Here is a 23,570-nt window from a genome sequence, read left to right as displayed (position 1 = left end):
TTACCTCGCTTTCTCACGGTTTAAATACAGCAGCGCAGCGTTCAACATCATGATAAACACCAACAGCACCACACCCGTTGCGTAAAGTGCATTGGCATGCACACCACTCGCGTATGACATTTCAATCGCAATGTTCGCGGTCAGTGTACGCGCAGAATCCAATATCCCTTGAGGCATAGCAGGCGCATTGCCCATCACCATGATGATCGCCATAGTTTCACCCAGAGCACGACCGATCCCTAATATAACGCCAGTCATGATCCCCGAACGAGCAGCAGGCACCAGCAGTTTGAAGATGGTGTAGATGCTTGAAGCACCGAGAGCGAGTGAACCTTCTTTGTATGTACGAGGTACAGCACGAATTGAGGTTTCAGAAACCGTAATCACGGTCGGCAGAATCATCACCCCAAGGACAATAATCCCAGCCAAAATAGTATTGCCAGCAGGAACGTTAAACACGTTTTGGATCAGCGGAACGATGATCACCAAACCGAAGAAGCCGTACACCACAGAAGGGATACCCGCAAGCAGTTCAACTGCAGGGCGAATCACATTCGCCACGCGTTTTGGAGCCACTTCCGCAATAAAAACTGCGGTAAGTACGCCAACCGGAACCCCCACAATCACTGCACCGAAAGTTGAAACGACAGAAGCGACAATCATAGTCGCGACACCGTACAGCGCAGGAGGTAACCAATCTTGGCCAAGCACAATGCCTGACACGCCAGCCTCTTGGAAAGCTGGGATACTTTCTCGAACAATGAAGTAAGCAATGATGCCAAGAGAAACAATACCAATCACGGCACTGGTGAGAAACAAACCGTGAAAGATACGTTCTTTCCAGTCAACACGTCGCTGCTCACGCAGGCTACGCATAGAGGTATTATCCATAAGCTTGTCACTATTTGTTGCGATGGTCATAAAATCACCTATCGAACTGATGTCGATGTAAACAAAGTACCCGACCCAAATTGGGTCGGGAAAAGAGTGTGGAGCATATTAGTTAACTGTGATATAGCCTTTTTCAGCCACGATCTTTTGTGCGTCAGCAGACAGCATCCACTCTAGGAATTTTTTCGCTTCTGCAGATGGCTTATCTTGTTTGTACAGCACAAGGAACGGACGAGAGACTTTGTATGTACCGTTTTTCACGTTATCTACGCTCGCTTCAACGCCGTTAACAGATAGCGCGTGAACCGAGCCATCGACCGTACCAAGTGAGATGTAACCGATAGAGTATGGGTTTGATGCCACCATAGTTTTCAGCGAGCCGTTACCGTTAGCCACTTGCGCACGTTGAGAAATCGCTGAAACTTCTTTATCGGCAATTTTCTTTTTCAGTTCCATGATGTCTTCAAAAGCACCACGAGTACCAGAAGCGGTATCACGAGTGATCGCAACGATTGGCTTATCTTCACCACCCACTTGTTTCCAGTTAGTGATTTCGCCTTTGTAGATTTCAGAAACTTGCTCAGCCGTTAGGCCTTTCACTGCATTGCTTGGGTGAACTACCACAGCGATGCCATCCAGAGCAATTTTCTCTTCAACCAGATTGGTTTCTTTTTCAGAGTCTTTCAGATTACGCGAAGACATACCGATGTCTGCGCTGCCGTTTTTCGCGGCTTTGATGCCTGCAGAAGAACCAGGGCCTTGTACTTCAATGAAAACTTCAGGATTCATTTTTGCGTAAGTTTCAGAAAACACTTCCATCAGCGGAGTAACACTGCTTGAGCCCACTGCTGAGATTGTCTCTTTCGCCATAACTGGAGTTACTGCAAGTGCGCCCATAAGAGCGATAGCACCGATTACTGTTTTTTTCATCACAAATTTCCTATAAGTGGCTTTGTTGCCGTTGTGTTTCACTTGAACGAAGCTCACTTTAGGGGGTGAATATGACAGTTATGTTTCACTTAATTGAACCCTGTATGACACGACCAACTGATTGTTTATAAAATCCACACACATAGCTTGTCCATCCCACGCCTTAGCAACTGCGCAACAAAAATTTCACCCGCAAGACTTAATATTTCTTCTATCGACAATAATTATGCATAACTGTGATTAACATCACTCACTTGTGGTCAGCATGAGTTTACTAGTGATTGCATTCTCAACAACGATACATATCATCATGCTGCCATTATTTCTTAAATAACAATAACTATTCTTACTTAATTTTTTCAAAAGAGGACCACCATGCGCCAGTTACTCAGCGGTTTGTCTATCAAACTGCAGGTTGTAGTACCTGTGTTTTTCACAATGCTTTTACTCGTGACAGGGATTGTATACAGCACATCAACATTGAAAACCGCCTTTAGCCAGGTTTCAGACTCCACCGAACACCTCATTGTCGATAAAGACAATCTCACCAAAATTATCGATAACACCTATGCAATGCGTATCAGTGCTATTTATAGCCTTTTTCGACCTGCTGAAGTGAAAGTTCTTCCCTCTGCACTAAAAGACCGCCAAAACCAAAACTTACAGTTGATGCGCTCTTTTAGTGATAACCCTGAGCTGCAAGATGAAGTTCAGGCGTTAACTAAAGCCATGCAGCATTATGTGGATTTTTCGATCAATAACATGATCCCTCTGCTCAATATTAAGCAAAGTACCGAGCAAACTAGCGCTGAATTCGACCAACAATATCAACAGGCTTCCGATGCCTATCGTGCAGCGGGTAACGACATGGTAAAAGCAATCAGTAACCTATCTCAGGCACTAAACGAGCTCGCCATGCGTACGATTAAACAGAGCGAAGAACAGCATAATGGTGTGCTAAGCAATTCCACCGTTTCACTGATTGCCATTCTGCTGGCTGCAGGTGTGTTCAGCTGGATTTTGGCAGGCATCATCGTTAAGCCATTGAGCCAGCTACAGCAAACAATGCGTGAAGTGGCAAAAGGCAACCTGCTCGTTACAGCCCAAGAGGTGGGTAAAAACGAGATCACCTTGCTTGCACGAGATGTGAACGCCACCGTTGCCCAACTGCGTCAAACCGTGGAAAGTTTAGTTCGCATCAGCACCGATGTGGCTTCTGCTTCGACAGAATTAGCTACGGTGATGACGCAAGCCAATGTCAACTCAAATCAGGAAAAGCAAGAAGTCGAGCAAGTGGCTTCCGCAGTTAACCAGCTGCAAAGTACCGCGCAAAGTGTGACTGACCATGCGCATAGCGCTGATGGTGCAGCACAGCAAGCGAACCTGCTCGCCTCACAAAGTTTACGCATGTTTGAAGAGAGCCATCGTGCCACCGCAAAAATGGCCGATCAGCTTACCGAGGCTGCACAAGTAGTCAATCAACTCAAAGATCAGTCGGAGCGTATCGGTAATGTCACGGAAGTGATCCGTAGCATTTCAGAGCAAACTAACCTGCTTGCTCTGAATGCAGCGATTGAAGCGGCACGCGCAGGAGAAAGCGGACGGGGCTTTGCTGTTGTAGCCGATGAAGTGCGTATGCTAGCAGCGCGTACCCAAACCTCCACCCAAGAGATCCAAGCCATTATTGAAGAGCTGCAAAATCAGTCCAATACGGCAAATAGCAGCATGCATTCGAGCCTACAATTACTAGAGCAGAATCAATCATTAGCGGCCAAAGTCAGCACCTCACTCAATGAGATCAATCTCTCAATCAGTGCACTGGGGCAGATCAACGCCCAAGTGGCAACGGCCTCGGAAGAACAAAGTCAGGTTACCAAAGACATTAACCGCAACTTGAGTAACATCTACGAACTGGTCAGCCAAAATGTCACGGGGATCACTCAGTCGGCCGCAGCAAGTCATGAGCTATCCAACCTTGCAGAACAACAAAACCAGCAGTTGCACTATTTCCGAGTGTAATTTCCTGCCACTGTCAGCACAAAAATCTCATAAAAAAGGTCTAGTTTACCCATAATGCCACTCGCTTAAGAGCGAGTGGCTTTTTTCTCTCTGGCTATCGCTGGATACTTTAAAGCTTTCTTCAATACTGCCCTAGGGTAAGCTTTCCTTTTTCTTTTGTTAGGCAATATCAGCCGCTTTCCATTTTCTCGAAGCATTTTTAGCGCCTTTGGGATAGCACCAGGGCTTCTCCCGTCAGACCAGATAAATTCATCTTGAATGAGGTAAAGTGCGTTGATGAAGCTTATCCTCAACAGCTCAACTTTATGCTCCGCGGCCATCGCTGCCATTTCTAAACGCACGATGTTGTAAGAGGTGAGGATGCACCACATCTCTTGATATATTCCTTCGTACTTCAAGCTTCTTAAGAGGGCTTGCTCGACAGTTGATACTGCTTCAGCTCACCGTAACCCCGCTCGATTTCCCAACGTTGCCAGTAAACGTCGACCAGCGCTTCCAACGCATACGTTGTTAGACATAGGCAAGACGTGATAAAGCCTTTTATCTCTCCCTTTGGTGAAGGGATGAGTACCAGTCTCACTGTCCAACTGTCTCCCAAGTATGGAGCTTGCTGCTGAGCTTGAGGAGAGACTGGCAGTTCAACAAGATGGTCATAGTCGCTGTATGACTCAATAATTTTATACCTGAGTTTAGATTTAATGAGCGTCAGCCAGTGCGTGTTTTGACCACAGCCCTGCCAGCTGGCAAAAAGCTCGGCTGACATAAAGCCTCTGTCAATGAGAGTGAGGGAATTGTCTAGTGCTGACCCCACTAATTGCTGTGCATACGCGATTTCACTTTACGTCACTGGCCCAAACGCTGCGTCAGATATCATGTGTGTTTTGGTCGACATCAAGGTGACAGCAAGCGCTGAGGGGAATGAGGCTGACTTTTGCGCATAGCCAAATCGCTGGTTGCTGTCAGTATCATGAGTTTTAAAGTAGGTGCCATCGATACTGAGTACCGTCAAGCCGCATACCTTGTCGAAGTCACATTGCTTCTCCCACTGTGCCGCCGTTAGCTTGAAGAGATAACGCATCGGCTCAGCCTCCCAGTTTTTCTCTTCCCTTTATGATGCTGCTCGTGGCAAGAGGAGGCTGCTCCCCTTTAGCATCCGGGAAAGCCAGTTACAGTTGGTCACAGACACGTTGAATAGAACGGTTGCGCAGCAATCCAATCCCTAAAACCAGCCAGACAGCCTGCTCCGCGGGGAAGCGTCTTTTACGCAAAGAAGCTCGTCCGGTCTGCTTGACAGCTTCTTCCCCCATTCTAGAGGGATATGCTTAGAAAAAGCATTGATATGATGGTCTTAGGAAAACTCAGACATAAAAAATCGGCCTCAACAATGTTGAGACCGATTATGAAGCCCGCATAGGATCGTTCAATTACTTAAAACGATCGGCATTATGGTTTACCCAGACCTTTTTATTACCAATCATCTATTCAATTTCTATTCGGCTTATTCGATTTCGTCTTCCAAATCCGCATCTGGCTTAGGCGCGACTTTCTTTTTCGGGATAAACACAGCGTCACCCACAGACACATTTTGGTAGAAGCTCTTATCACGCGGTGTGGCTTTTTTCGCTTTCGTAGGGGCTTTCGCTTTCACCACACGCTTGCTTGACGCGGTTTTTTGAGCCGCTTGGCGAGGTTTGAGGCCTTTGAATTTACCTTCCAAGCCTTCCATCACGTCAAACTGAATCTCTTGTTGTAAGAAGGCCTCTACACGTTTGAAGCTATCCCAATCTTTAGGGCCTACTAACGACATAGCATCACCTTTGTTGCCTGCACGACCAGTACGACCGATACGATGCACATACTCTTCCGTATGCTTTGGCATATCAAAGTTGATCACGTGAGTGACCGATGGAATGTCCAAACCACGTGAAGCCACATCAGTTGTAACAAGGATCTTAAACACGGTGCGCTCAAACTGCCCCATAATGGTGTTACGCTGCGTTTGGTTTAAATTACCGCTTAACGCTACCGCTTTTAGGTTGTTTTTATTGAGTTTTTCGGTCAAGCGATCGGTATCTGCACGCGTGGCAGTAAAAATGATCACTTGGCGATAGTCGGCGTCCGCCAGAATGCGATCCAATAATGCTTCTTTATGATCTAAATGGTCACACAAGTAGAAGTGCTGAGTAATGTCTTTGTGCTCTTCGCTGCCAACCCCAATCGCGATACGTTTTGGATCATTGAGCATCTCCATCGCCATGTCATTCACATCCGCGTGATCTAACGTAGCTGAGAACATCAAAGTTTGGCGACGGCGGTGCTTCGCTGCGTTATGAATACGACGCAACTCTTTAGCAAAACCTAAATCCAGCATACGGTCGGCTTCATCCAACACTAAGGTTTCTAAACCATCCAAAAACAGAGAACGATGATCCAGATGGTCCGCTAAACGCCCCGGTGTCGCTACAATAAAACGAGGTCCACGCGCTAACGCTTTCACTTGATCGTTAAAGTTTTCACCGCCAGTAATTACGGTTGCGGTATAGCTCAAGCCCCCTAGCATCGAACGCAGCTCACCATACACTTGTTTCGCCAGTTCACGAGTTGGAACTAAAATAACACCACGAGGATCTTTTGCCGAAAATGCTTTGGTTTTTAAAGATTTGTGCAACATAGGTAGCACAAAGGCTAACGTTTTGCCTGAACCAGTCTTAGATGAAGCCAACAAATCACGTCCCGCTATCGTTAACGGTATTGCTTGCTGTTGGATTTCTGTCGCTTGTTTGAAATTATAATGTGCTAGATTTTTCAGTAAGCGATTATCTAAGCCTAAATCTTTAAATTGCAAAGTATTCTCCATCTTTGGTTATGCTTAAAAGTACGAAGCAGATCACGAAAAAGTCCGTCATGATAGCGCAAATCACCTATTCATAGATAGTCAATGGATAAAATAATCCAAGAATGGATAAGCAGTAGGAATGAAAAAGGCCATTCTCATCAGCGCCAAACTAGAATGCACGACAATTTGTTGATTCCTTGTCATATTATTGGATTTTTTTAACTTTTCAGGACTAGTTTTACGCGAAATTGCGACTACAATGATCTCGTCCATATTTTAAATGCACATAAGTATAGGACGTAACTGATACCGACTTACCAAGTTAAGGAACTCTCTATGAACAAGATGTTAATCGCAGCAGCAGCGTCTTCTGTACTCCTACTAGCAGGCTGTGCCTCTGGTCCTGATGAAGCTACTACTGCAAAAATGAACGAAATCAGCAATCAGGTTAGCGAACTGAACTCACAAGTTTCTGCACTGGCATCAAAAGTAGATCAAGCAAACGAAGCAGCGAAAGCAGCACAAGAAGAAGCTGCTCGTGCTAACGAACGTATCGACAACATTGCTCAGTCTTACACTAAGTAATCTCTGAGTAATGCTTTAATTGAAGAGCCAGCGATTGCTGGCTCTTTTTTATACTGGCTATTGGGCTTTATTGAGCTAAAGATTCCCACTGTGGGGGAGCGACTTCTACCGGCACGCCATTTTGTGCCAATACGGCGGCGCGTGCTTTGGCATCCGAAAGTTTATTTTCAGCTAGCCACCAACTCAAATCCTCTGGCATCACTAACTCTTTTTTCTCGCCATTGCTGCGGGTTAAAGGTTCATGAACTTCAATAAATACGCTGCGATCTGGCTCTAACGCCACTTTGATCGGCTCGTTGATAATACGAACTTTCTCACCGCGCTCCACCTGCTGAAATAACCATTCGATGTCTTTGGGATCCATACGAATACATCCTGCACTCACGCGCATACCAATCCCGAAATCTTTGTTGGTGCCGTGGATCAAATACTCTCCAGAACCATAAGCTAATCTCATTGCATAATCGCCAAGTGGGTTATCCGGCCCTGCAGGCACGACTGCGGGTAAAATATCGCCCTTCGCTTTATGTTCGCGACGTACAGACTCTGGTGGTGTCCATGTTGGATTTTTGCGTTTGCTGCTGATTGAGGTTTGCATCACCGGAGTATCACGGCCAATTCGTCCGATCCCAACTGGGAAAATATGCACTTTACCTTCGTTAGGTCGGAAGTAATAAAGACGCAGCTCAGCAAGATTGATCACAATGCCCTCATAAGCCACTTTAGGTAGAATGATTTGCGCAGGGATCGCTAATACAAAACCGTCTTGAGGCAAGAACGGGTCCACACCACGGTTAGCTGCCATCAATGCCAAAAAGCCAATATCATACTGCTTGGCAATTTCTGACAGTGTTTCCCCTTTCTGAATCTCGTGGTATTGCGTGCTACCGACTATGCTACTGCCTTCCACAGGTAGATCGAACACGGCGGCATCAACGCTATAACTGACCACCAATGAACAACCGATTGCCCAAACTTTCCGCCACATACTGCTGGTTATCCCTTCGCTGTTTTATACAAACGTAAGGTTACTTCTCTTTCCTGTTTATGATCAACTAGTGGCGCAGGATATAACACGCTATTGACAGCCGGATAGGTCCAAGGCTGATGAATATATGCTGAAGAAAGCCCCCTTAATTCAGGCACCCAACGACGGATGAAATCACCATTCGGGTCAAATTTTTCCCCTTGACTGACGGGATTAAAAATCCGGAAGTAGGGCTGCCCGTCACACCCCGTTGACGCGCACCACTGCCAACCGCCATTGTTGGCTGCGTAATCACCATCAATCAGTTGACTCATAAAATAGCGTTCTCCCCAACGCCAATCGATATGCAGATCTTTAGTGAGAAAACTCGCGACTATCATGCGTAGCCGATTGTGCATCCATCCCGTTTGATTAAGTTGGCGCATCGCGGCATCGACGATCGGATACCCGGTTTGGCCTTCACACCAACGTTGAAATTTTTCGTGATCGTTCCACCATTCAAGGTGAGATCCCCACTCATGAAAATCACGGCTTTTGGAAAGATTGGGTTCCCGCGCGACCAAATGCTGATAGAACTCACGCCAAATCAGTTCACTTAACCAGACTTGAGCCCCTTCGCCAAGGACCCCCATTGCCGATTCACGATACAAACGAGCAACACATTGACGCGCCGACAAAGCACCAATCGCTAGATAGGGGGAGAGCGAACTCGTACCTGTACGCGCAGGGAAATCACGCCATTGATGGTAATCCTGCACTCGCTCTCGGCAAAAATCGCGCAACTGATTACGTATGGTTTCAAACTCCACAGGCCATTGGGAGCTATCGACTCTCTCGTAATCAAACGCTTGTTCACTATTCCAAATCCAATCTGTTAATTCAGAGGGGATTATCCCTTTCAAGGCTGGAGAGTTTTTGACAATCGTTGGGGGTTGAAACAAGCTCAGCCACGCACGTTTAAAAGGGGTGAACACTTTAAAAAACTCACCTTGCTGAGTGCGTACAGAGCCAGGAGGAAGAATGCACTTATCATCAAATGCCCACCATGCAATCTGCTGTTCTGCGAGCCGCTGCTCCGTGCGGAGATCACGCTGCTGTTCATCCAGCTCATAATCTCGATTCGCGAATACCTGCTTGGCTTTAAGAGTCTTCGCTAACTGACAGATCACCTCGGCAGCATCATGGAAATCAGCAACTTGGCGATAAAGAAGCGGAACATTCAGCTTCGCGAGTTCTTGCTGCAGGGCTCCCAAACGCCGCCAGATAAAATCCGCTTGTATCGGAGCTAAATGGTGCTGTTGCCACTGCTTCGGTGTAGCAAGGTACACCGCCACCACGGGGTCACCACTTGCAATAGCCGCCGAGAGTGCACTGTTATCGACGCAGCGCAGATCGCGCCGCAACCAAACCAATCGCATACCAATACCTTATTGCTGTTGTAACTGTTGCAATACCTCGGACAGCACACACCGATCACCAAACCGCTGTTGCAAACTGTCTAATGCCGAGAGCTGCGTGGCTGGCAAAGAGCGATGAGCATGAAGCGCCAAGGTGTGATATGAAGCTAGACTGGGATGATCTTGTAAACCGCGAATATCCTCTACCGCTTCAAGTAGAGTCACTTGATAACCTTTTTCTGCCCAAGCGAGAGCCCATAGCCAAGCATTGAGTGAACCAGCTTCGTCCAAACTGATGCACAAACACTTGCCTTTGGTGGAGGCTTTGTTTTCAGCATCGAGAATAAACGCTAACTTAGTCAACATTAGAATGCGAAACAGCCCCATTTGTAGGGAACGCAGTGGCCCTTTCACTCTTTCTAAAGCTTCTGCAACAGGCTGTAAAAACTGAGCTTGCATCACATTCAGTGGGTATTCTTTTAATACAGTTGCGATGATCTGCTCTGCTTTGGAGCGCTGTAATGCAGCCAATGCCGTGAGTAAAGCTTCGCACTCTTCCAGTTGGTGAGCACTTTGTGGGGCGAATTCTGGATCAGTCACACCACTTTGTAACAGTGGCCCGACTTTACCAATCGCCACCCCTTTCGCCAGCCAGCTTTGGATTTGGCGGATCATTTCGATGTCTTGCTCGGTGAACAAACGGTGCCCTTTTTCAGTACGATCCGGCTGCACCAAATTATACCGACGCTGCCATGCACGCAGAGTTACAGGCTTTACGCCGGTTATCTCTGCTACTTCGCGAATCGCGTAACGTTTTTCATCACAAGCCATAACGTAATTTCAACTCCGAAGGATAAGGATTCAGATAGCGTTGTTGATCAAGATACCCATCGGGATACAACGCGAGATAATGTTTTAGCAAAGTCAGTGGCGCAAGCAGTGGCAGTTCACCTAATCGGTAGCTTTCGATCACTTGCGACAATTCTGCTTTTTGCAATTTGTTGAGCGAGCGTTTGAAATACCCTTGCAGATGCATCAGCACATTGGTGTTGTTCTTGCGACTGGCACGGTGAGCCAAGGCCTGCATCAAACCTAAGCGGTACTCCTGAATAAAAGTATCCAGCGGATACTGTTTCACATTGGCCACCAATTTTCCCAAAGCCCGATAGGACTCTGGATGATGCGCCATCAAACTCAATTTGTAGCGAGAGTGGAAATCCACCACTTTTTTGGCACTAGGCAATTCACCCATACTGAGATGAAAATCATGCAAGCAATACAGACGAGTGATGAAGTTTTCACGTAGCACTGGATCATTCAAACGACCATCCTCTTCAACAGGCAACCAAGGCATTTTTTCCATCAAGATTCGAGTGTAAATACCCACCCCCTCTTTCTCAGTGCCATGCTGTTTGTACACTTTGACTCGTTCCATACCGCAACTTGGGGACTTCGCACAGACGATATAGCCGCAAAGATCTGAGGTTTGCAACTCAGCGATTTTTTGCTGCGAATAGCGTTCCAGCCCTTCGGTATGGTCACGAGTGCCATCTTTGGTTTCCACCAAGGCAATCCGTTCACTCTCAGAGATCAGCCGTAAGGTTGCTCGTGGCACTGGCAAGCCCATCCCCATTTCAGGGCAGACAGAAACAAATTCAGCGTAACGCGCGAGTTCATCTGTAACGAAATGGCTGATTTTGTGCCCGCCATCGAAGCGTACTTTCGCCCCGAGAAGACAAGCACTGATGCCAATTTTGAGCGGCGTGGTCTGCATACGAGTCTCCAACACTTATCTGTACAATTAAAATTTCCGTACAAGATCTATAGCACGCCACCACAAGCTATACAAATTTTATTTTTGTACACGAAATACACCTACACACTAGCCAAACGATTAGCTCAACGGTTGCCTTATCAATTTCAACATATTTCGTTATCAACCTCTTAAATTCCGTTTGAAAGAGAGTATTTTGTGACAACCCTCTCAAGGAGCCCTGTCTATACTGGCTAGTATTGGCGCAACAGATAAATCCTCAGCCAACAGGATTTGTAATCAATCTTTACTCCGTTGGCTGAACTGAATTGGAGAATAACCATGGCAACCCCACACATTAATGCACAAGCTGGTGATTTTGCTGAAACCGTATTGATGCCAGGCGACCCACTACGCGCAAAATACATTGCAGAAACCTTCTTAGAAGACGTGAAGCAAGTGTGCGATGTACGCAGCATGTTTGGTTTTACTGGCACTTATAAAGGCAAAAAAGTGTCTGTCATGGGCCATGGGATGGGCATTCCATCTTGCAGCATCTATGTCCATGAGTTGATTGCAGAATATGGCGTGAAGAACATTATTCGTATCGGTAGCTGTGGCGCAGTGCGTGACGATGTGAAACTGATGGACGTGGTGATCGGCATGGGTGCATCGACCGACTCTAAAGTAAACCGCATCCGCTTCAGCGGTCATGATTTTGCTGCGATCGCGGATTACGATCTGCTGGAAACTGCCGTGAATCAAGCGCGTACTCAACAAGTACCAGTGAAAGTGGGTAACGTTTTCTCTGCGGATCTGTTCTACACCCCTGAGCCAGAAATCTTCGAAAAAATGAAGAAACTGGGCATTTTAGGTGTGGATATGGAAGCAGCTGGTATCTACGGTGTAGCCGCTGACCTTGGCGCTCGTGCACTGACGATTTTGACTGTTTCTGACCACATTCTGCGTGGTGAAAAACTCAGCTCTGAAGATCGTCAAAAATCATTTAATGACATGATGAAAGTCGCGCTTGAAACCGCAATCAACATCTAATTTATCTTGTCATCACCGTCAGGCCAAAAGGTCTGACGGTCAGAAATACCCCGAGGGGGAGATCGTGCCTAACGACCAACTACCACCGGACGCAGAAGGTTTACAACTCAACTTTTGTAAAACATTGGCGTGTGACAACTTTGGATTGAGTGAAGCAAAACATTACGTTTTGCAGCGCGCAAACCCGAAACGGCCAGCGATGGTTTGTCGTGAATGTGGAGCTTTCCCCCCCTTACTTAACAATCGCGAAGTGGTGAATGAACTGCACCGCTTACGTCAATTGCACAGCGAAGGCCTCCCCGCTTGCCATAATCCGGCTTGCACGAATACGGGGTTATCTGTGCACACTCACAAGCAGCTGTACCATGCCTTTGGTTATAGTGGTGATCGTCAGCGTTACCGCTGCAAAGCCTGCCACGCGACTTTTGTTGATAAATGGTCGGGGGCAAACCATAAACTCAATTTCCAAGAATCACTGCTCGGGCTACTGTTTACCGGCTATTCAGTGCGTGAAATCTGCCGTAAATTGGCGATAAATCCTAAGACGTTTTACGATCATCTTGACCATATTGCCAGCCGTTGCCGACGCAAATTAGCAATGATCGATGCGCGTTGGATCAACCATGCTAAAGCGTATCATTTCGCCTCTCACTACCAACCTTTACAGGCGCACAGCCAAAATGGTGTGTATTGGATAGCCACGGGCGATGCCCAAACAGGATACATTCTCTGCCAACATCTAAACTACTCCGCCAAAGAAGAACCCATTGGTAGCCTAGACCACGACCCGTACCAAACGCCTGCGCGTTTTGTACCTCGAGCATATCAGGCAGAAACCCAAGCCTCGCCCCCTCAAAATGCCACACTACTTCGAGAACGGATTGATAACCACTACCAGTTAATTCTGGCTCGAGCCAATGTGGAGGATCCGATGGGCAACATGGCTCAGTTCCACTACCCCTCTAAAGGGGCAGTGATTCGACCACCTTACACCTCGTATGCACACTATTTACATGTGTTGGATATGTGCGATCCGGAGAAACGTGTTTCGATTTACATGCCGCAGGATCCTCTGCTGCGTTCGGCGGCATTGAGTGTCAGCCTATCTCGAATTCAACGTCAAAACGTTGACCTTATGTACGTGGAAGAAGACCCCGATTGGCAAGCGCATACCTCATTTGATAAAACAGATATTGTTCATATGGGATGGTGGCGTGACCGTTGGGCTATCGCTCATTCAGGGACCAAAGCGAAAGGCATCTGTTACCTCGCTGGCAGTAATCCAGAGCCGCAGCATTGGCTGCAGCATGCTTCCATCAAACAAATCGAGTTTTATCAAAATCGATTCCAGCTGCTGTTTGAATCTTTCATTAATGAACCACGTCGCAAGCTACGCCCTGGCGGCATCCAACCGTTATTGGATATCTTCCGAGCATGGCATAATTTATGCTATCAAGATAAGCATGGATTCACTGCGGCACAAAACTTAGGTTTATCTCAGCATCCCCTAACATTAAAGGAACTTTTGTCCTAAATTGCTTAGAAAGGAAGAGTGTGAGATAACACCAATTATTGTCGAATGACATGATAAAAGTGTCCGTAATTTCACATGAATTCGTGTTTAATGACGTCTTGCCTCTATAATAGCAAGCCATGACGAGCATTAAATCGCCCAAGGACGACACCATTTTGGACAAAAGCCAATATCTTCTTGAACTGGAAATCGAACAGCTGAGATTGCGTATCGAATCTGAGCCTGAGAAGGTATTAGTTCAAGCTGAACTGTGTTTAATCCGAGCTCGGCAGATTCATTTCACTTCAGCCATGATTGAAGCGCTGATCATCATGTCGCGCTGCTACTGGTGCAAGATGGATTACCGTACTGGGCTGAAATACATCAAAGAAGCTTTTCAAAACCAAAGCAACCTCGATACTGATCATTTTCTGCCAGAGATCCTTCATATCCATGCCCTACACTACTGGGGACAAGCTAAGTATTACACCGCCCAGCAGTTTTGGATTAATGCCTTAGAACAATCGGCACTCGTTGATCAACCAGAAACTGAAATCGAATGCCTGATCGGTCTTGGTAATATTTGGCGCATCACGGCAGAATACAAACTTGCCTGCTCAACCCATGAACTGGCAGTGAAAGTCGCCAATAACACCCGCATCGACTGGCTAGAAGGTAAAGCCCGCATTCTATGGGCATGGGATCTTTACCATCTCAACCAGTATGTGGACATGTTGACTGTTCTTGATGGGGCAGAAGAAGTGTTGCAAAACCATCCGAACACCACTTGGCAAGCCGAAGTATGGGATTTTCGCGGTTTGGCACTACTTGGTTTAGAACGCATCGAAGATGCTGAAGAAGCCACGCGTAAGGCCCATGAACTAGCCGTTGTCAATAACTTGACTTGGATGAAAGCGCACTCCTACATCAGCCGTGCGCGCCTTGAACTCCTGCGTAAAAATTTCTCCGCCGCCGCCGAATTACTCAGCAATGCCGAAAAAGCGGCCACCGCCTTTGATAACGGCGAATTACTGTCACAGATTTGTTATCAGCAATCTCGCGTTGCTGAAGAAAATAGCAATGCGCAAGCCGCTTTGATCGCCTTTAAAAAATATCGCCACTACACCGTAATGATGCTGCGTGAGCAAACCATGCGCGTTGGTATGGATAAAGCGCGTTCGTCAAAACGCCAACTTGAACAACGCGCTCGCAAACTGATCAACCGGATTCGCGGTCAACACGAATTCGACCCTGAAAAACACCTCTCTAATGTTGTATCTGAAACTTATTGGTGGGAACAGTTAGTGTTGTTCAAAACCGAGCTGAAGAAATCCAACCACGCAGTTGTTGTGGTTGAACACACCAACCCCAAATACATCGATGTGTGCACAGAGGTGATCCACTCACTCTGCGCCCCCCAAGATTTACTCTCACGCATCAGTGGTGACCGTTTAGGCCTGCTGTTGGCAGAAAAAGGCGATGCGGCCTTAGAGATTTTCCAAGTCATGGCCAAAATGATTGAAATTTACCCGTGGCATCGTAAAGGATTAGATGGCCCACTTCCCAAAATTACGCTGCAAGATATTCTGTCCTTCCCATTTACTTTGGAACAGTTGATTGATAACCAAGCACAGGAAAAGTCGAATGGAAAGCCTGCTTAATAAGATCAAAGAAGCTGGATTAGATGCGGCGGCAGTGACTGGCGAAGAAGCGATCATTTTTTGGAATCATGTTAGACAACATGTGGCCAGCACAACGCAAGAGCGCGCACAGAGTTACATCATCAGCGCGGAATATCGCCGCGAAATGAAACAGTGGCAAACCAGTATTGAAGAGTTACGAGCTGCACTTTCACTTTTGGAGCTGCCCGCCGATCTCGAGTTACTCCTCTCCGTTAAACACAGTTTAAGTGAGCGTTTACTGGATCACGGTGAGTACGTGGTTGCTCTATCCGAATATGTCGCGATTTCAAATATTGCGGTTGAACACGGCATGATAGATGACTACGTTTTGGCAGTTCTCGGTATGGGCAACTTGTGTGATGCATATGGTGATCATAGTCGAGCCTTACGCTACTACCAGAAAATCGACAGCATAGATCATGCAATTTCCAGTCGCTCACTGCGCCTACGGTACAAACTCTACATGCTGGCTTGCTACATCAGCCTTGGACGTTTTGCGGTTGCTAATGATCTCATCAAAGAGTGCGAAGAGTTGAGTATTTTAGTCAGTGATAAATTGCTGACTGGGCAGATCATGCTGTATCAAGCCAAGCTCTACTTACAGCAAGGCAAAGTGCAAAAGGCCATGATGACATTGGCCAATGCGCAATATTCATCATCTCTCACGCCCTCAGATTGGCTTTCAAGCATGCTGCGCATCGAGCTAGCTCATTGCCTATCAAAAGCAGGAAAAGCCCATTTAGCCACTTTACTGCTCAGCAGTACCGAAAAGCGCCTAAAAAACATTCAGTCGCCTTTCCTTGAAAAACGCTTATACGAAGCGTTCAGTGAAGTATGCGAAATGGAGAATTTGTACTCCACCGCCCTCACTTATGAGAAAAAAGTTTTCCGCATCGAAAGCGATTTAATGAAACGGATCCCGATCAGTGAGCTAGGCCCGATTCAGCTTCGTCGCCTATCGCGTTTTGAACTGCAGCTGAAGTTGATCTTGTCAGAACTCGAAAACCGAGAACTCAAAGAAACTACGGAAAATCAGAAAAATACCGTGCTGCAGTTGCAGCAAGATGTGTTCACTGATCCATTAACCAAATTACATAATCGCCGTTGGCTCGATGTAAAACTCAAAGATCTGCTGCTCCATGAAACCCCGTTTGCTTTCTTGGTAGTGGATATCGATCACTTTAAATCGATCAACGATGAGTTGAGTCATTTGGTTGGCGATAAAGCAATTACCAATGTCTCCAGTGAACTAGCCACCTACTTTAAATTCCGCGGAGCCTCTTGCGTACGCTTTGGCGGCGAAGAGTTTTTGGTGATCCTTGAACACGTGACTGCCGACATGGCACAAATGCACGCAGAAACCTACCGCCAACGTATTTTTGACTTCCCTTGGCAAGAAGTGCTTGGAGAACGTGGGCTCACCGTTAGCATCGGCATCACTTTACATCGTGATGGTGAAAACACTCAGCGCACCTTCTACCGTGCAGACAAAGCGTTGTATCGTGCCAAAGCCAATGGCCGTAACCAAGTATGTGTGGAATAGCAAAAAATCGGCAAATCTACCACTTAGCTTCCTCTTCTGCGCTTTGTTTCTAGTATTATTCCGTTTACTATCATTTCGGCAGTGAATGTGGAGGTGGACACAGCACCATCAGGACGTCTTTCACATTACTCGCCATCTGCTGCCCTACTCATTAGTTCAGCAGCTTATTTCGCCTTATTGGACAAAAGGACCACTGCATGTTTCTCGACTATTTTGCCCTTGGGTTACTGATCTTTGTCGCCCTGGTCATTTTTTACGGCATCATTGTCATTCATGACATACCCTATGAAATCTCGAAAGAACGTGACCATCCACATCAAGATGCCATTCATTACGCAGGTTGGGTAAGCCTATTTACTCTCCATGCTTTATGGCCATTTTTATGGATTTGGGCCACCTTGTGGCGCAAAGAGCGTGGTTGGGGTTTTGCAAAACTCGAAGCCGAACAGCATGATATTCACCACCGAGTGGATGTGCTGATTGACGAAGTCAAACAGCTGCGTACCGAGCTAGAGACATTGAAAGCCTCAGCTTCTCCGGTTTCCCCCCCCCCCGTTGCTGCACCGAGTTCAGAGGAGAAGCAATAATGGATTTACTGCTGATCCTAACTTACACAGCATTGTGCGTTGCGGTATTTAAAATTTTCAAAATCCCTCTCAATAAATGGACAGTACCGACGGCGGTTTTAGGCGGTGTGGTTTTAATTGGTACGCTGATTTTGTTGATGAACTACAACCACCCTTTCACTCAACTGGGCAATCAGGTGTATTCAACCACCCCGATTGTTTCTGGCGTTCGTGGTCGTGTCATTGATGTTCCCGTTAAAGCGAACCAACCGCTCACACAAGGGGATGTGCTGTTTCGTATCGACCCTGTACCTTTTGAAGCGGAAGTTGCTCGCTTGAGCGCGAAAGTGAAAGAAGCAAGTCAAGGCGCTTTAGGGCTAGAATCAACGTTGAAGGAATCGCAAGCTGCAGTATTAAAAGCAGTAGCAGAACGAGACAAAGCACAACGTGAGTTCGACCGTTACAAACGTGGCTATGATCGTGGGGCTTTTACTGAGCAACAAATGGATACCACTCGCCAAGCCTACAAAGCGGCGCAAGCGGCCTTAGAAGTGGCACAGTCAAAACAAGAGCAAGCCCAAATCGCTTTAGATTCAGAAGTCGGTGGCGAAAACACCACGGTAGCTCAACTGTTAGCTGAACTGCGTAAAGCAGAATTCGATTTGGAACAAACCGTTGTTCGTGCACCAACGGATGGGTATGTGACTCAATTGGCACTGCGCCCTGGCATGATGTCGGTACCACTGCCGTTAGCTCCCGTGATGACTTTTGTGCACACTGAAGAGAAAATCTATACTGCGGCGTTCCGCCAAAACTCGCTACAGCGCCTACAACCCGGGTTTGAAGCTGAATTCATGTTCCGCGCATTACCTGGTAAGGTATTCAAAGGTGAAGTGATTGAAGTGCTACCTGCCATTGGCGAGAGCCAGTTCCAAGCGCGGGGTTCGCTCCTTGGGACGGAAGCACTCAAAACATCGGGACGTGTATTTGTCACGCTTCGTATTACCGATGATTTATCTCAGTACCATCTTCCAATGGGCACAGCTGTTGAAGTTGCGGTGTATTCAGACAGCTTTGAGCACGTCTCTATCATGCGCAAAATTCTGATCCGTATGAAGAGCTGGCAAAACTACCTCTATCTCGATCACTAATTTTCGGGGATGATGAATGTAACAAGCCGCTCAATTGAGCGGCTTTTCTTTAGTTAGTCGTTTATTTAGAAGCCGTGTCGGCTAGCAGTGCTTCGACTGCAGCGGCCAACTGGCGATCTTCACCTGCCACAACGGATTCTGGATCGTTATATACCAAAATATCGGGGACAATTTCTTGGTTTTCGAACCAACGACCTTGTTCATCTTTAATGCCTAATTGCGGCACTCCGTACACCAATCCCGGTTCTTGTTGCCGCTCCCAAATCACGGCTGTGCCTGTACCAGGGACTCGTTCTCCAACCAGCTTTCCGAGACCTTCTTTTTGATAGAAATAAGGCACAATCGATCCATCAGAATAGCTGTCAGCATTGGCGAGCATAATGCTCGGTTTCGCCCAGCGTCGTTCTGGGAAGGAGGAAACCACATACCCATCACGAGTTTGCAGCACTGAATGCCGTGTTCCTGATAAGATCTCCATCACTTGATCATGCAGCCAGCCACCGGCATTAAAACGTACATCCACCACTAAGCCTAGTTTGTCTTTCTCACGGCCAAACATATCATTTTGCATCTGCTCAAAGCTATTCGCATCCATCGCGGCAAGGTGTACATACCCCAAACGACCATCCGACAGCTTTTCAACGAGCCCTCGGCGCTGCTCAACCCATTGCTCATAAAGCAGCTCACTTTCTTCCTCTAAACTGATCGGAATTAACGTGAAATTCTGCGCTTTATCCTCCCCTGGTACGAGCACGTTTAAACGGGTCAATTTGCCTTGGGTAAAATTCAGGAAAGTGTGAATATCCTGCTGATCACTAATCTCTTTACCGTTCACCGAGTAAATAATGGCACCCGCTTTGATGGGGGATTGATAGGTATCCGCAGGACCGCCAGGTAAAAGTGATTTCACGCGCACCCCTTTGCCTCGATAACGATCATCATAGTAAAGCCCTAGCGATGCGGGCTCTTCCCAACTAGAGTTATCGGCCATAAAAAATGCTCCGGTGTGTGAGACATTGAGCTCTCCGACCATTTCACTCAGTAGTTCAGCAAAGTCGTTGTAGGTATGAATACTTGGTAAGTGCTTACGGTATAAATCACCGTACTGTTTCCAGTCCATATCATGCATTTTCGGATCATAAAATTTGGTTTGAGTCAGTCGCCATACATGATCAAACAGGTAGGCGATTTCCGCTCGAAAATCAAAATTAGCATTCGCTTGATAACGCACAAATTTCGTATCGCCAGTGACAACGTTCAGATTCTCAATCCCGTGCTCTCCCATAATGAGTAGGCTTTCATCATCAGAGGCCATAGCAAGTAAAAAGGCATCTTCGCTCGATCGATTAAACAAAGCAGTCATCTCACCACTGCGCAGATTGATTTCTGAGATTTGTACTGAATCACCGGTCCGGTAAGCGATGATCAGCGTTTTATTATCTTCTGTTAAGTATTTGAAAATAATATCTAATGAAACTGGTGTCATACGCATAATGCGCTGCTTAAGCCCTTTATTTTCCACCACCGTTAACTCTGCGGGCCGGTGTTGGCTAGGCACAATATTTTTCTCAGCGGCGATTTCATCTTCAAGCCATAACTGCTCTTGGGTTTTATTGAAATCAAATTTGGCTTCGCGGTTCAGTGCAACACCGTAGACATCATACTGCACAACCATATTATCAATATCACGCAGACCCTTGGCATCGGTAAACCAGTAAACCCATTGCCCATCAGCGCTAAATTGTGGCATGAATTCAGCAAAGCCACTTTGGCTTAGGTTGAGCGGCACTTCGCTTCCATCAAATTTCAGTAGTTGGATATCACCATTAAACATTGCTCGGTCACGAGTCACTAAATATTCACTGTCTGGCGACCACTGATAGCTCAGATCGGCATCAACATAAGAATAGAGCGCATGTTCATCTAATAGGGTATAAGTTTGATCCTGTTCGATATCATACACTTTGAGCGTATTACGATTCTCACGGTAAGCGATCCGTTTATGATTAGGGGAATAGAGCGGTTGGATCACATCCGATTCGGTAATCAATAAAGGCTCTTCAACAATATCGAGTGAAGTTGAAAAGCTTTTCCCTCCATCATTCACGTAGCTTTGATAAAGATTCCAACTACCCTCACGCTCAGAGGCATAGACCAAGCGATACCCATCACTGGAAAATGAAATATCTCGCTCCGCTTCAGGAGTGTCAGTGATGCGTTGGGTTAACCCAGAAAGTAAAGACACCACATAAACATCCCCACGCGCCACAATCGCCACTTCAGCGGCATTGGGAGCTACCACCATTTCGGTGGTTTCAAGGTTAAAATTCACACTATGACGGCCATCGGGCATCGTGCTGCGACGTATCGAGACATCCACCTTTTGAGGTTGCTCTGAGCCTGCTTTGAGTCGCCAAATTTCACCATCAAACCCATAGGCTAAGTCGCCTTGTAAACTGGCACTTAAGAAACGCACTGGCAACTGCTGATGATATGTGATTTGCACAGGCGCTGAGCCATCAAAGCGCTGTTGCCAGACATTAAAATTCCCCGCTTGCTCAGACAGATAGAACATAGATGTCCCATCCGTACTCCAGACTGGATTGCGGTCTTCGCCACGGAAAGTGGTGATTTGAGTGTGTTTTCCAGTGAGCGGGGACCACTGCCAAATATCACGTGTGGCATCCGACACCGCACCTTTACGCCACGGTTGCTCATCTGAAGGTTGATTGGTGTAAAGGATTTCAGATTGCGCAGGAGATACCGCCACATCACTCACTGCAATAGGCAAAACTCGCTGCTCTCTGCCGCCAACCGAGGGAACAGAGTAAAGCTGTGCCATAAAACTGCCCTGTTTGACACTTGCATTGGCTTTATCATCGCCGAGTCGACGTGAAGAGAAATAGATAAGTTGACCATCAGCCGAAAACGCATAAGGAATATCCTTCGCTCCGTGGTAGGTTAATCGGCGGCTCTCCCCTCCTTGTATAGAAAGAATAAAAACATCACCAAAGCCATATCGATCTGAGCTGAAAGCGATCGATTGACTGTCTGGGGACCAAACTGGATTTTCGCTGTACACACCGCTTTCGGTCAGTGCAACAGCTTCGCCTCCTTGCGCAGGCACAAGCCAAATCTGCCCCGCGTAGGTAAAAGCGATCTTTTGCCCATCGGGTGACAGTGCAATATCCCTTAACCAAGTTGGCCGAACATGCGCAGCGGTTTCGGGTTGATTCGTGTTCGCGAGCCCTAGATTCGGGGCTATAAGCGACGTCAGCAAGAGCACTGAGCTCAGGGTAAATTGTGGCAAATGCATCGCTCTTCCTTATCAATACTTTAGATACATCATCTTTTTAAATAAGAAGTTACCTCAATATGCTAAGGACGTCTAAACCATTTAAAGCGAACTATGCTGACATCTCTTCAAAATCTTCCTTTCACATGTCAAACGGAACGATGGCGCAAATGCTGCCATTCGGGATGCCGTTCAAGATAATGAGCGACATAGCTGCACACCGGAACAATCGTCAAACCTGCACTCTCAATCTCGGGTAACACACTTTCCATCATTACTTTGCCATATCCTTTGCCTTGTAACTCGTCAGGCACTCGGGTCGATGTAATGTGTAACACCTCGCCTTGCTGTTGATATTTCACAATGGCGTAATATTCACCTTCTAAAGCGACTTTGTAGTAATGGTTTGATTCATCATGTTGCACATTGTTTGCCATATTCACTCCTTTTTTGATAGATAGATCAAATTAGTTGGTGACTCTCTCATTTGAATCTACACTTATATCACCATAGAATTCAATGGACTCTAGGATCCACCGATGTCGTATCTCAACACGGAGAAGTTAAATGAATTCACGGCCCGCTGAAAATATTGATGATAATGAAGGCCAAACGCAGTCTCAACGCAGCAAAACTGTATCAACAATCAACAGTACCGATGCGCTCGCTATGGTGGAACATGGTAGTGAGTTAACGTTGAGTATTACCACACCGGTGGGGACAAAATTTGTCTGCCGTACTCCTTTTATTGGTACTCATACCGATAAATTTTTACTGGTTGAAACACCTAAAATCTCTCCCGAAGATTTAGGATTTTTCTTCCAAGAAGGGTTTTGGATGAACATTCGCGCCATCTCTCCCAGAGGAGAGGGAGCGCTCATTCATTTTCGCAGCCAGCTGATGCACATTTTGCAAGAGCCCTTACCACTGGCTTTTTTGACGATCCCCAATACCATGCAAGTCTCTCAACTGCGTAAAGAACCAAGATTCGAGCTGAATTTGGCTGGCAAAGTAGTCTTTGAGGATCGGCGTGGAGATTGTGAATTGCGTGACCTCTCACGCAGTGGCTGTCGCTTCATTACTCCGCCATTGGGAAGAACTTACCAAATGGGAGACTTGGTTGCGCTTGAGATATTCTCTGATCTACGTGGCAACAATAGCTTTCCCCCGCTAACTGGAAAAATATGTAACCTACAGCGCTCGCTTCATCACGCTCGCTATGGGTTGGAGTTTAATGAGGAAGGTCGAGCTAACGCCAAAAACTTGTTGGCACAGCTGAAGTTTAACGGCACCAAACTCACCTTGAATGTCGACAAGAAATCGTAGTGGTTTCAATTTACTAACATGAGATAAAACAACAGCCGCTAG

General features: G+C 46.6%; 22 protein-coding genes. 9 read left to right on the top strand and 13 right to left on the bottom strand.

Annotated elements, in window-relative coordinates; all coding sequences use genetic code 11:
* Both pstC and VOA_RS08740 read right to left on the bottom strand, forming a co-directional pair.
* The gene (gene pstC, locus VOA_RS08735) at positions 1–921 is read right to left on the bottom strand and encodes a phosphate ABC transporter permease subunit PstC (protein WP_000150744.1); all 921 of its coding nucleotides are present in this window, start codon (positions 919–921) and stop codon (positions 1–3) included.
* Positions 922–999: 78 nt separating this feature from the next.
* On the bottom strand, positions 1,000–1,821 hold the full coding sequence (locus tag VOA_RS08740) for a phosphate ABC transporter substrate-binding protein (RefSeq protein WP_000754396.1): 822 nt from the start codon (positions 1,819–1,821) through the stop codon (positions 1,000–1,002).
* 375 nt (positions 1,822–2,196) lie between these two features.
* Between VOA_RS08740 and VOA_RS08745 the strand changes: the two genes are divergently transcribed.
* Positions 2,197–3,840: a methyl-accepting chemotaxis protein gene (locus tag VOA_RS08745; protein ID WP_001249524.1), complete on the top strand. Its 1,644-nt coding sequence runs from the start codon at positions 2,197–2,199 to the stop codon at positions 3,838–3,840.
* A 65-nt stretch (positions 3,841–3,905) separates the two neighbouring features.
* Here the strand turns inward: VOA_RS08745 and VOA_RS20510 are convergent, their stop codons facing one another.
* From VOA_RS20510 to VOA_RS08750, 5 genes are all read right to left on the bottom strand, one after another.
* Positions 3,906–4,211, bottom strand: coding sequence for a hypothetical protein (locus VOA_RS20510; protein ID WP_198006580.1), 306 nt, complete (start codon positions 4,209–4,211; stop codon positions 3,906–3,908).
* Between the two features lie 32 nt (positions 4,212–4,243).
* Positions 4,244–4,651 (bottom strand): transposase, encoded by a 408-nt coding sequence (locus VOA_RS20505; protein ID WP_198006579.1) that lies wholly within the window; start codon positions 4,649–4,651, stop codon positions 4,244–4,246.
* Positions 4,652–4,678: 27 nt separating this feature from the next.
* The gene (locus VOA_RS20500) at positions 4,679–4,918 is read right to left on the bottom strand and encodes a hypothetical protein (RefSeq protein WP_009355942.1); all 240 of its coding nucleotides are present in this window, start codon (positions 4,916–4,918) and stop codon (positions 4,679–4,681) included.
* A gap of 88 nt (positions 4,919–5,006) precedes the next feature.
* Positions 5,007–5,147, bottom strand: a complete 141-nt coding sequence (locus VOA_RS20495) for a transposase domain-containing protein (RefSeq protein WP_009355941.1) — start codon at positions 5,145–5,147, stop codon at positions 5,007–5,009.
* 191 nt (positions 5,148–5,338) lie between these two features.
* Entirely contained in the window at positions 5,339–6,685 is a 1,347-nt protein-coding gene (locus tag VOA_RS08750; RefSeq protein WP_001159713.1) for a DEAD/DEAH box helicase, read from the bottom strand.
* 327 nt (positions 6,686–7,012) lie between these two features.
* Here VOA_RS08750 and VOA_RS08755 point away from each other — a divergent pair, with 327 nt between their 5' ends.
* A complete protein-coding gene (locus VOA_RS08755) occupies positions 7,013–7,261 on the top strand; it encodes an Lpp/OprI family alanine-zipper lipoprotein (protein ID WP_001038493.1) in 249 nt (82 codons plus the stop codon).
* Positions 7,262–7,328: 67 nt separating this feature from the next.
* On the opposite strand, the gene VOA_RS08760 is transcribed toward VOA_RS08755, so the two are convergent.
* The 4 genes from VOA_RS08760 to VOA_RS08775 are packed head-to-tail and all read right to left on the bottom strand — an operon-like array spanning position 7,329 to position 11,420.
* Positions 7,329–8,249, bottom strand: coding sequence for a L,D-transpeptidase family protein (locus tag VOA_RS08760; protein WP_000269110.1), 921 nt, complete (start codon positions 8,247–8,249; stop codon positions 7,329–7,331).
* Between the two features lie 8 nt (positions 8,250–8,257).
* The gene (gene phrB, locus VOA_RS08765; RefSeq protein ID WP_001241782.1) at positions 8,258–9,667 is read right to left on the bottom strand and encodes a deoxyribodipyrimidine photo-lyase; all 1,410 of its coding nucleotides are present in this window, start codon (positions 9,665–9,667) and stop codon (positions 8,258–8,260) included.
* A gap of 9 nt (positions 9,668–9,676) precedes the next feature.
* Positions 9,677–10,477, bottom strand: a complete 801-nt coding sequence (locus VOA_RS08770; protein ID WP_000742038.1) for a MerR family transcriptional regulator — start codon at positions 10,475–10,477, stop codon at positions 9,677–9,679.
* On the bottom strand, positions 10,467–11,420 hold the full coding sequence (locus VOA_RS08775) for a YbgA family protein (protein ID WP_001195133.1): 954 nt from the start codon (positions 11,418–11,420) through the stop codon (positions 10,467–10,469). The genes VOA_RS08770 and VOA_RS08775 overlap by 11 nt, the downstream gene beginning before the upstream one ends.
* A 321-nt stretch (positions 11,421–11,741) precedes the next feature.
* Here VOA_RS08775 and deoD point away from each other — a divergent pair, with 321 nt between their 5' ends.
* The 6 genes from deoD to VOA_RS08805 all read left to right on the top strand — a co-directional run bounded on the left by deoD (position 11,742) and on the right by VOA_RS08805 (position 18,907).
* Positions 11,742–12,452: a purine-nucleoside phosphorylase gene (deoD, locus tag VOA_RS08780; protein WP_000224883.1), complete on the top strand. Its 711-nt coding sequence runs from the start codon at positions 11,742–11,744 to the stop codon at positions 12,450–12,452.
* Positions 12,453–12,516: 64 nt separating this feature from the next.
* Positions 12,517–13,986 (top strand): hypothetical protein, encoded by a 1,470-nt coding sequence (locus VOA_RS08785; protein ID WP_001132376.1) that lies wholly within the window; start codon positions 12,517–12,519, stop codon positions 13,984–13,986.
* Positions 13,987–14,141: 155 nt separating this feature from the next.
* Entirely contained in the window at positions 14,142–15,626 is a 1,485-nt protein-coding gene (locus tag VOA_RS08790; RefSeq protein WP_009355940.1) for a hypothetical protein, read from the top strand.
* Positions 15,610–17,190 (top strand): GGDEF domain-containing protein, encoded by a 1,581-nt coding sequence (locus VOA_RS08795; protein WP_000444719.1) that lies wholly within the window; start codon positions 15,610–15,612, stop codon positions 17,188–17,190. The genes VOA_RS08790 and VOA_RS08795 overlap by 17 nt, the downstream gene beginning before the upstream one ends.
* Before the next feature lie 197 nt (positions 17,191–17,387).
* The gene (locus VOA_RS08800) at positions 17,388–17,777 is read left to right on the top strand and encodes a DUF3302 domain-containing protein (protein ID WP_000478183.1); all 390 of its coding nucleotides are present in this window, start codon (positions 17,388–17,390) and stop codon (positions 17,775–17,777) included.
* Complete coding sequence (locus VOA_RS08805; RefSeq protein WP_000364995.1) at positions 17,777–18,907, top strand: HlyD family secretion protein; 1,131 nt, start codon at positions 17,777–17,779, stop codon at positions 18,905–18,907. Before VOA_RS08800 ends, VOA_RS08805 begins: the two co-directional genes overlap by 1 nt.
* A gap of 61 nt (positions 18,908–18,968) precedes the next feature.
* Here the strand turns inward: VOA_RS08805 and VOA_RS08810 are convergent, their stop codons facing one another.
* Together VOA_RS08810 and VOA_RS08815 are read right to left on the bottom strand one after the other, a co-directional pair.
* Entirely contained in the window at positions 18,969–22,223 is a 3,255-nt protein-coding gene (locus VOA_RS08810) for a S41 family peptidase (RefSeq protein WP_000550601.1), read from the bottom strand.
* A gap of 128 nt (positions 22,224–22,351) precedes the next feature.
* The gene (locus tag VOA_RS08815; RefSeq protein WP_000002922.1) at positions 22,352–22,639 is read right to left on the bottom strand and encodes a GNAT family N-acetyltransferase; all 288 of its coding nucleotides are present in this window, start codon (positions 22,637–22,639) and stop codon (positions 22,352–22,354) included.
* A gap of 130 nt (positions 22,640–22,769) precedes the next feature.
* On the opposite strand from VOA_RS08815, the gene VOA_RS08820 reads away from it, so the two are divergent.
* Complete coding sequence (locus VOA_RS08820; protein ID WP_001088588.1) at positions 22,770–23,528, top strand: PilZ domain-containing protein; 759 nt, start codon at positions 22,770–22,772, stop codon at positions 23,526–23,528.
* The last annotated feature ends 42 nt before the right edge of the window (positions 23,529–23,570 follow it).

The organism is Vibrio sp. RC586 (assembly GCF_000176715.1).
In the GTDB taxonomy this organism is placed as follows: domain Bacteria; phylum Pseudomonadota; class Gammaproteobacteria; order Enterobacterales; family Vibrionaceae; genus Vibrio.
Note: the sequence above shows the minus strand (reverse complement) of the source record. Positions and strands in the feature narration are given on the sequence as shown.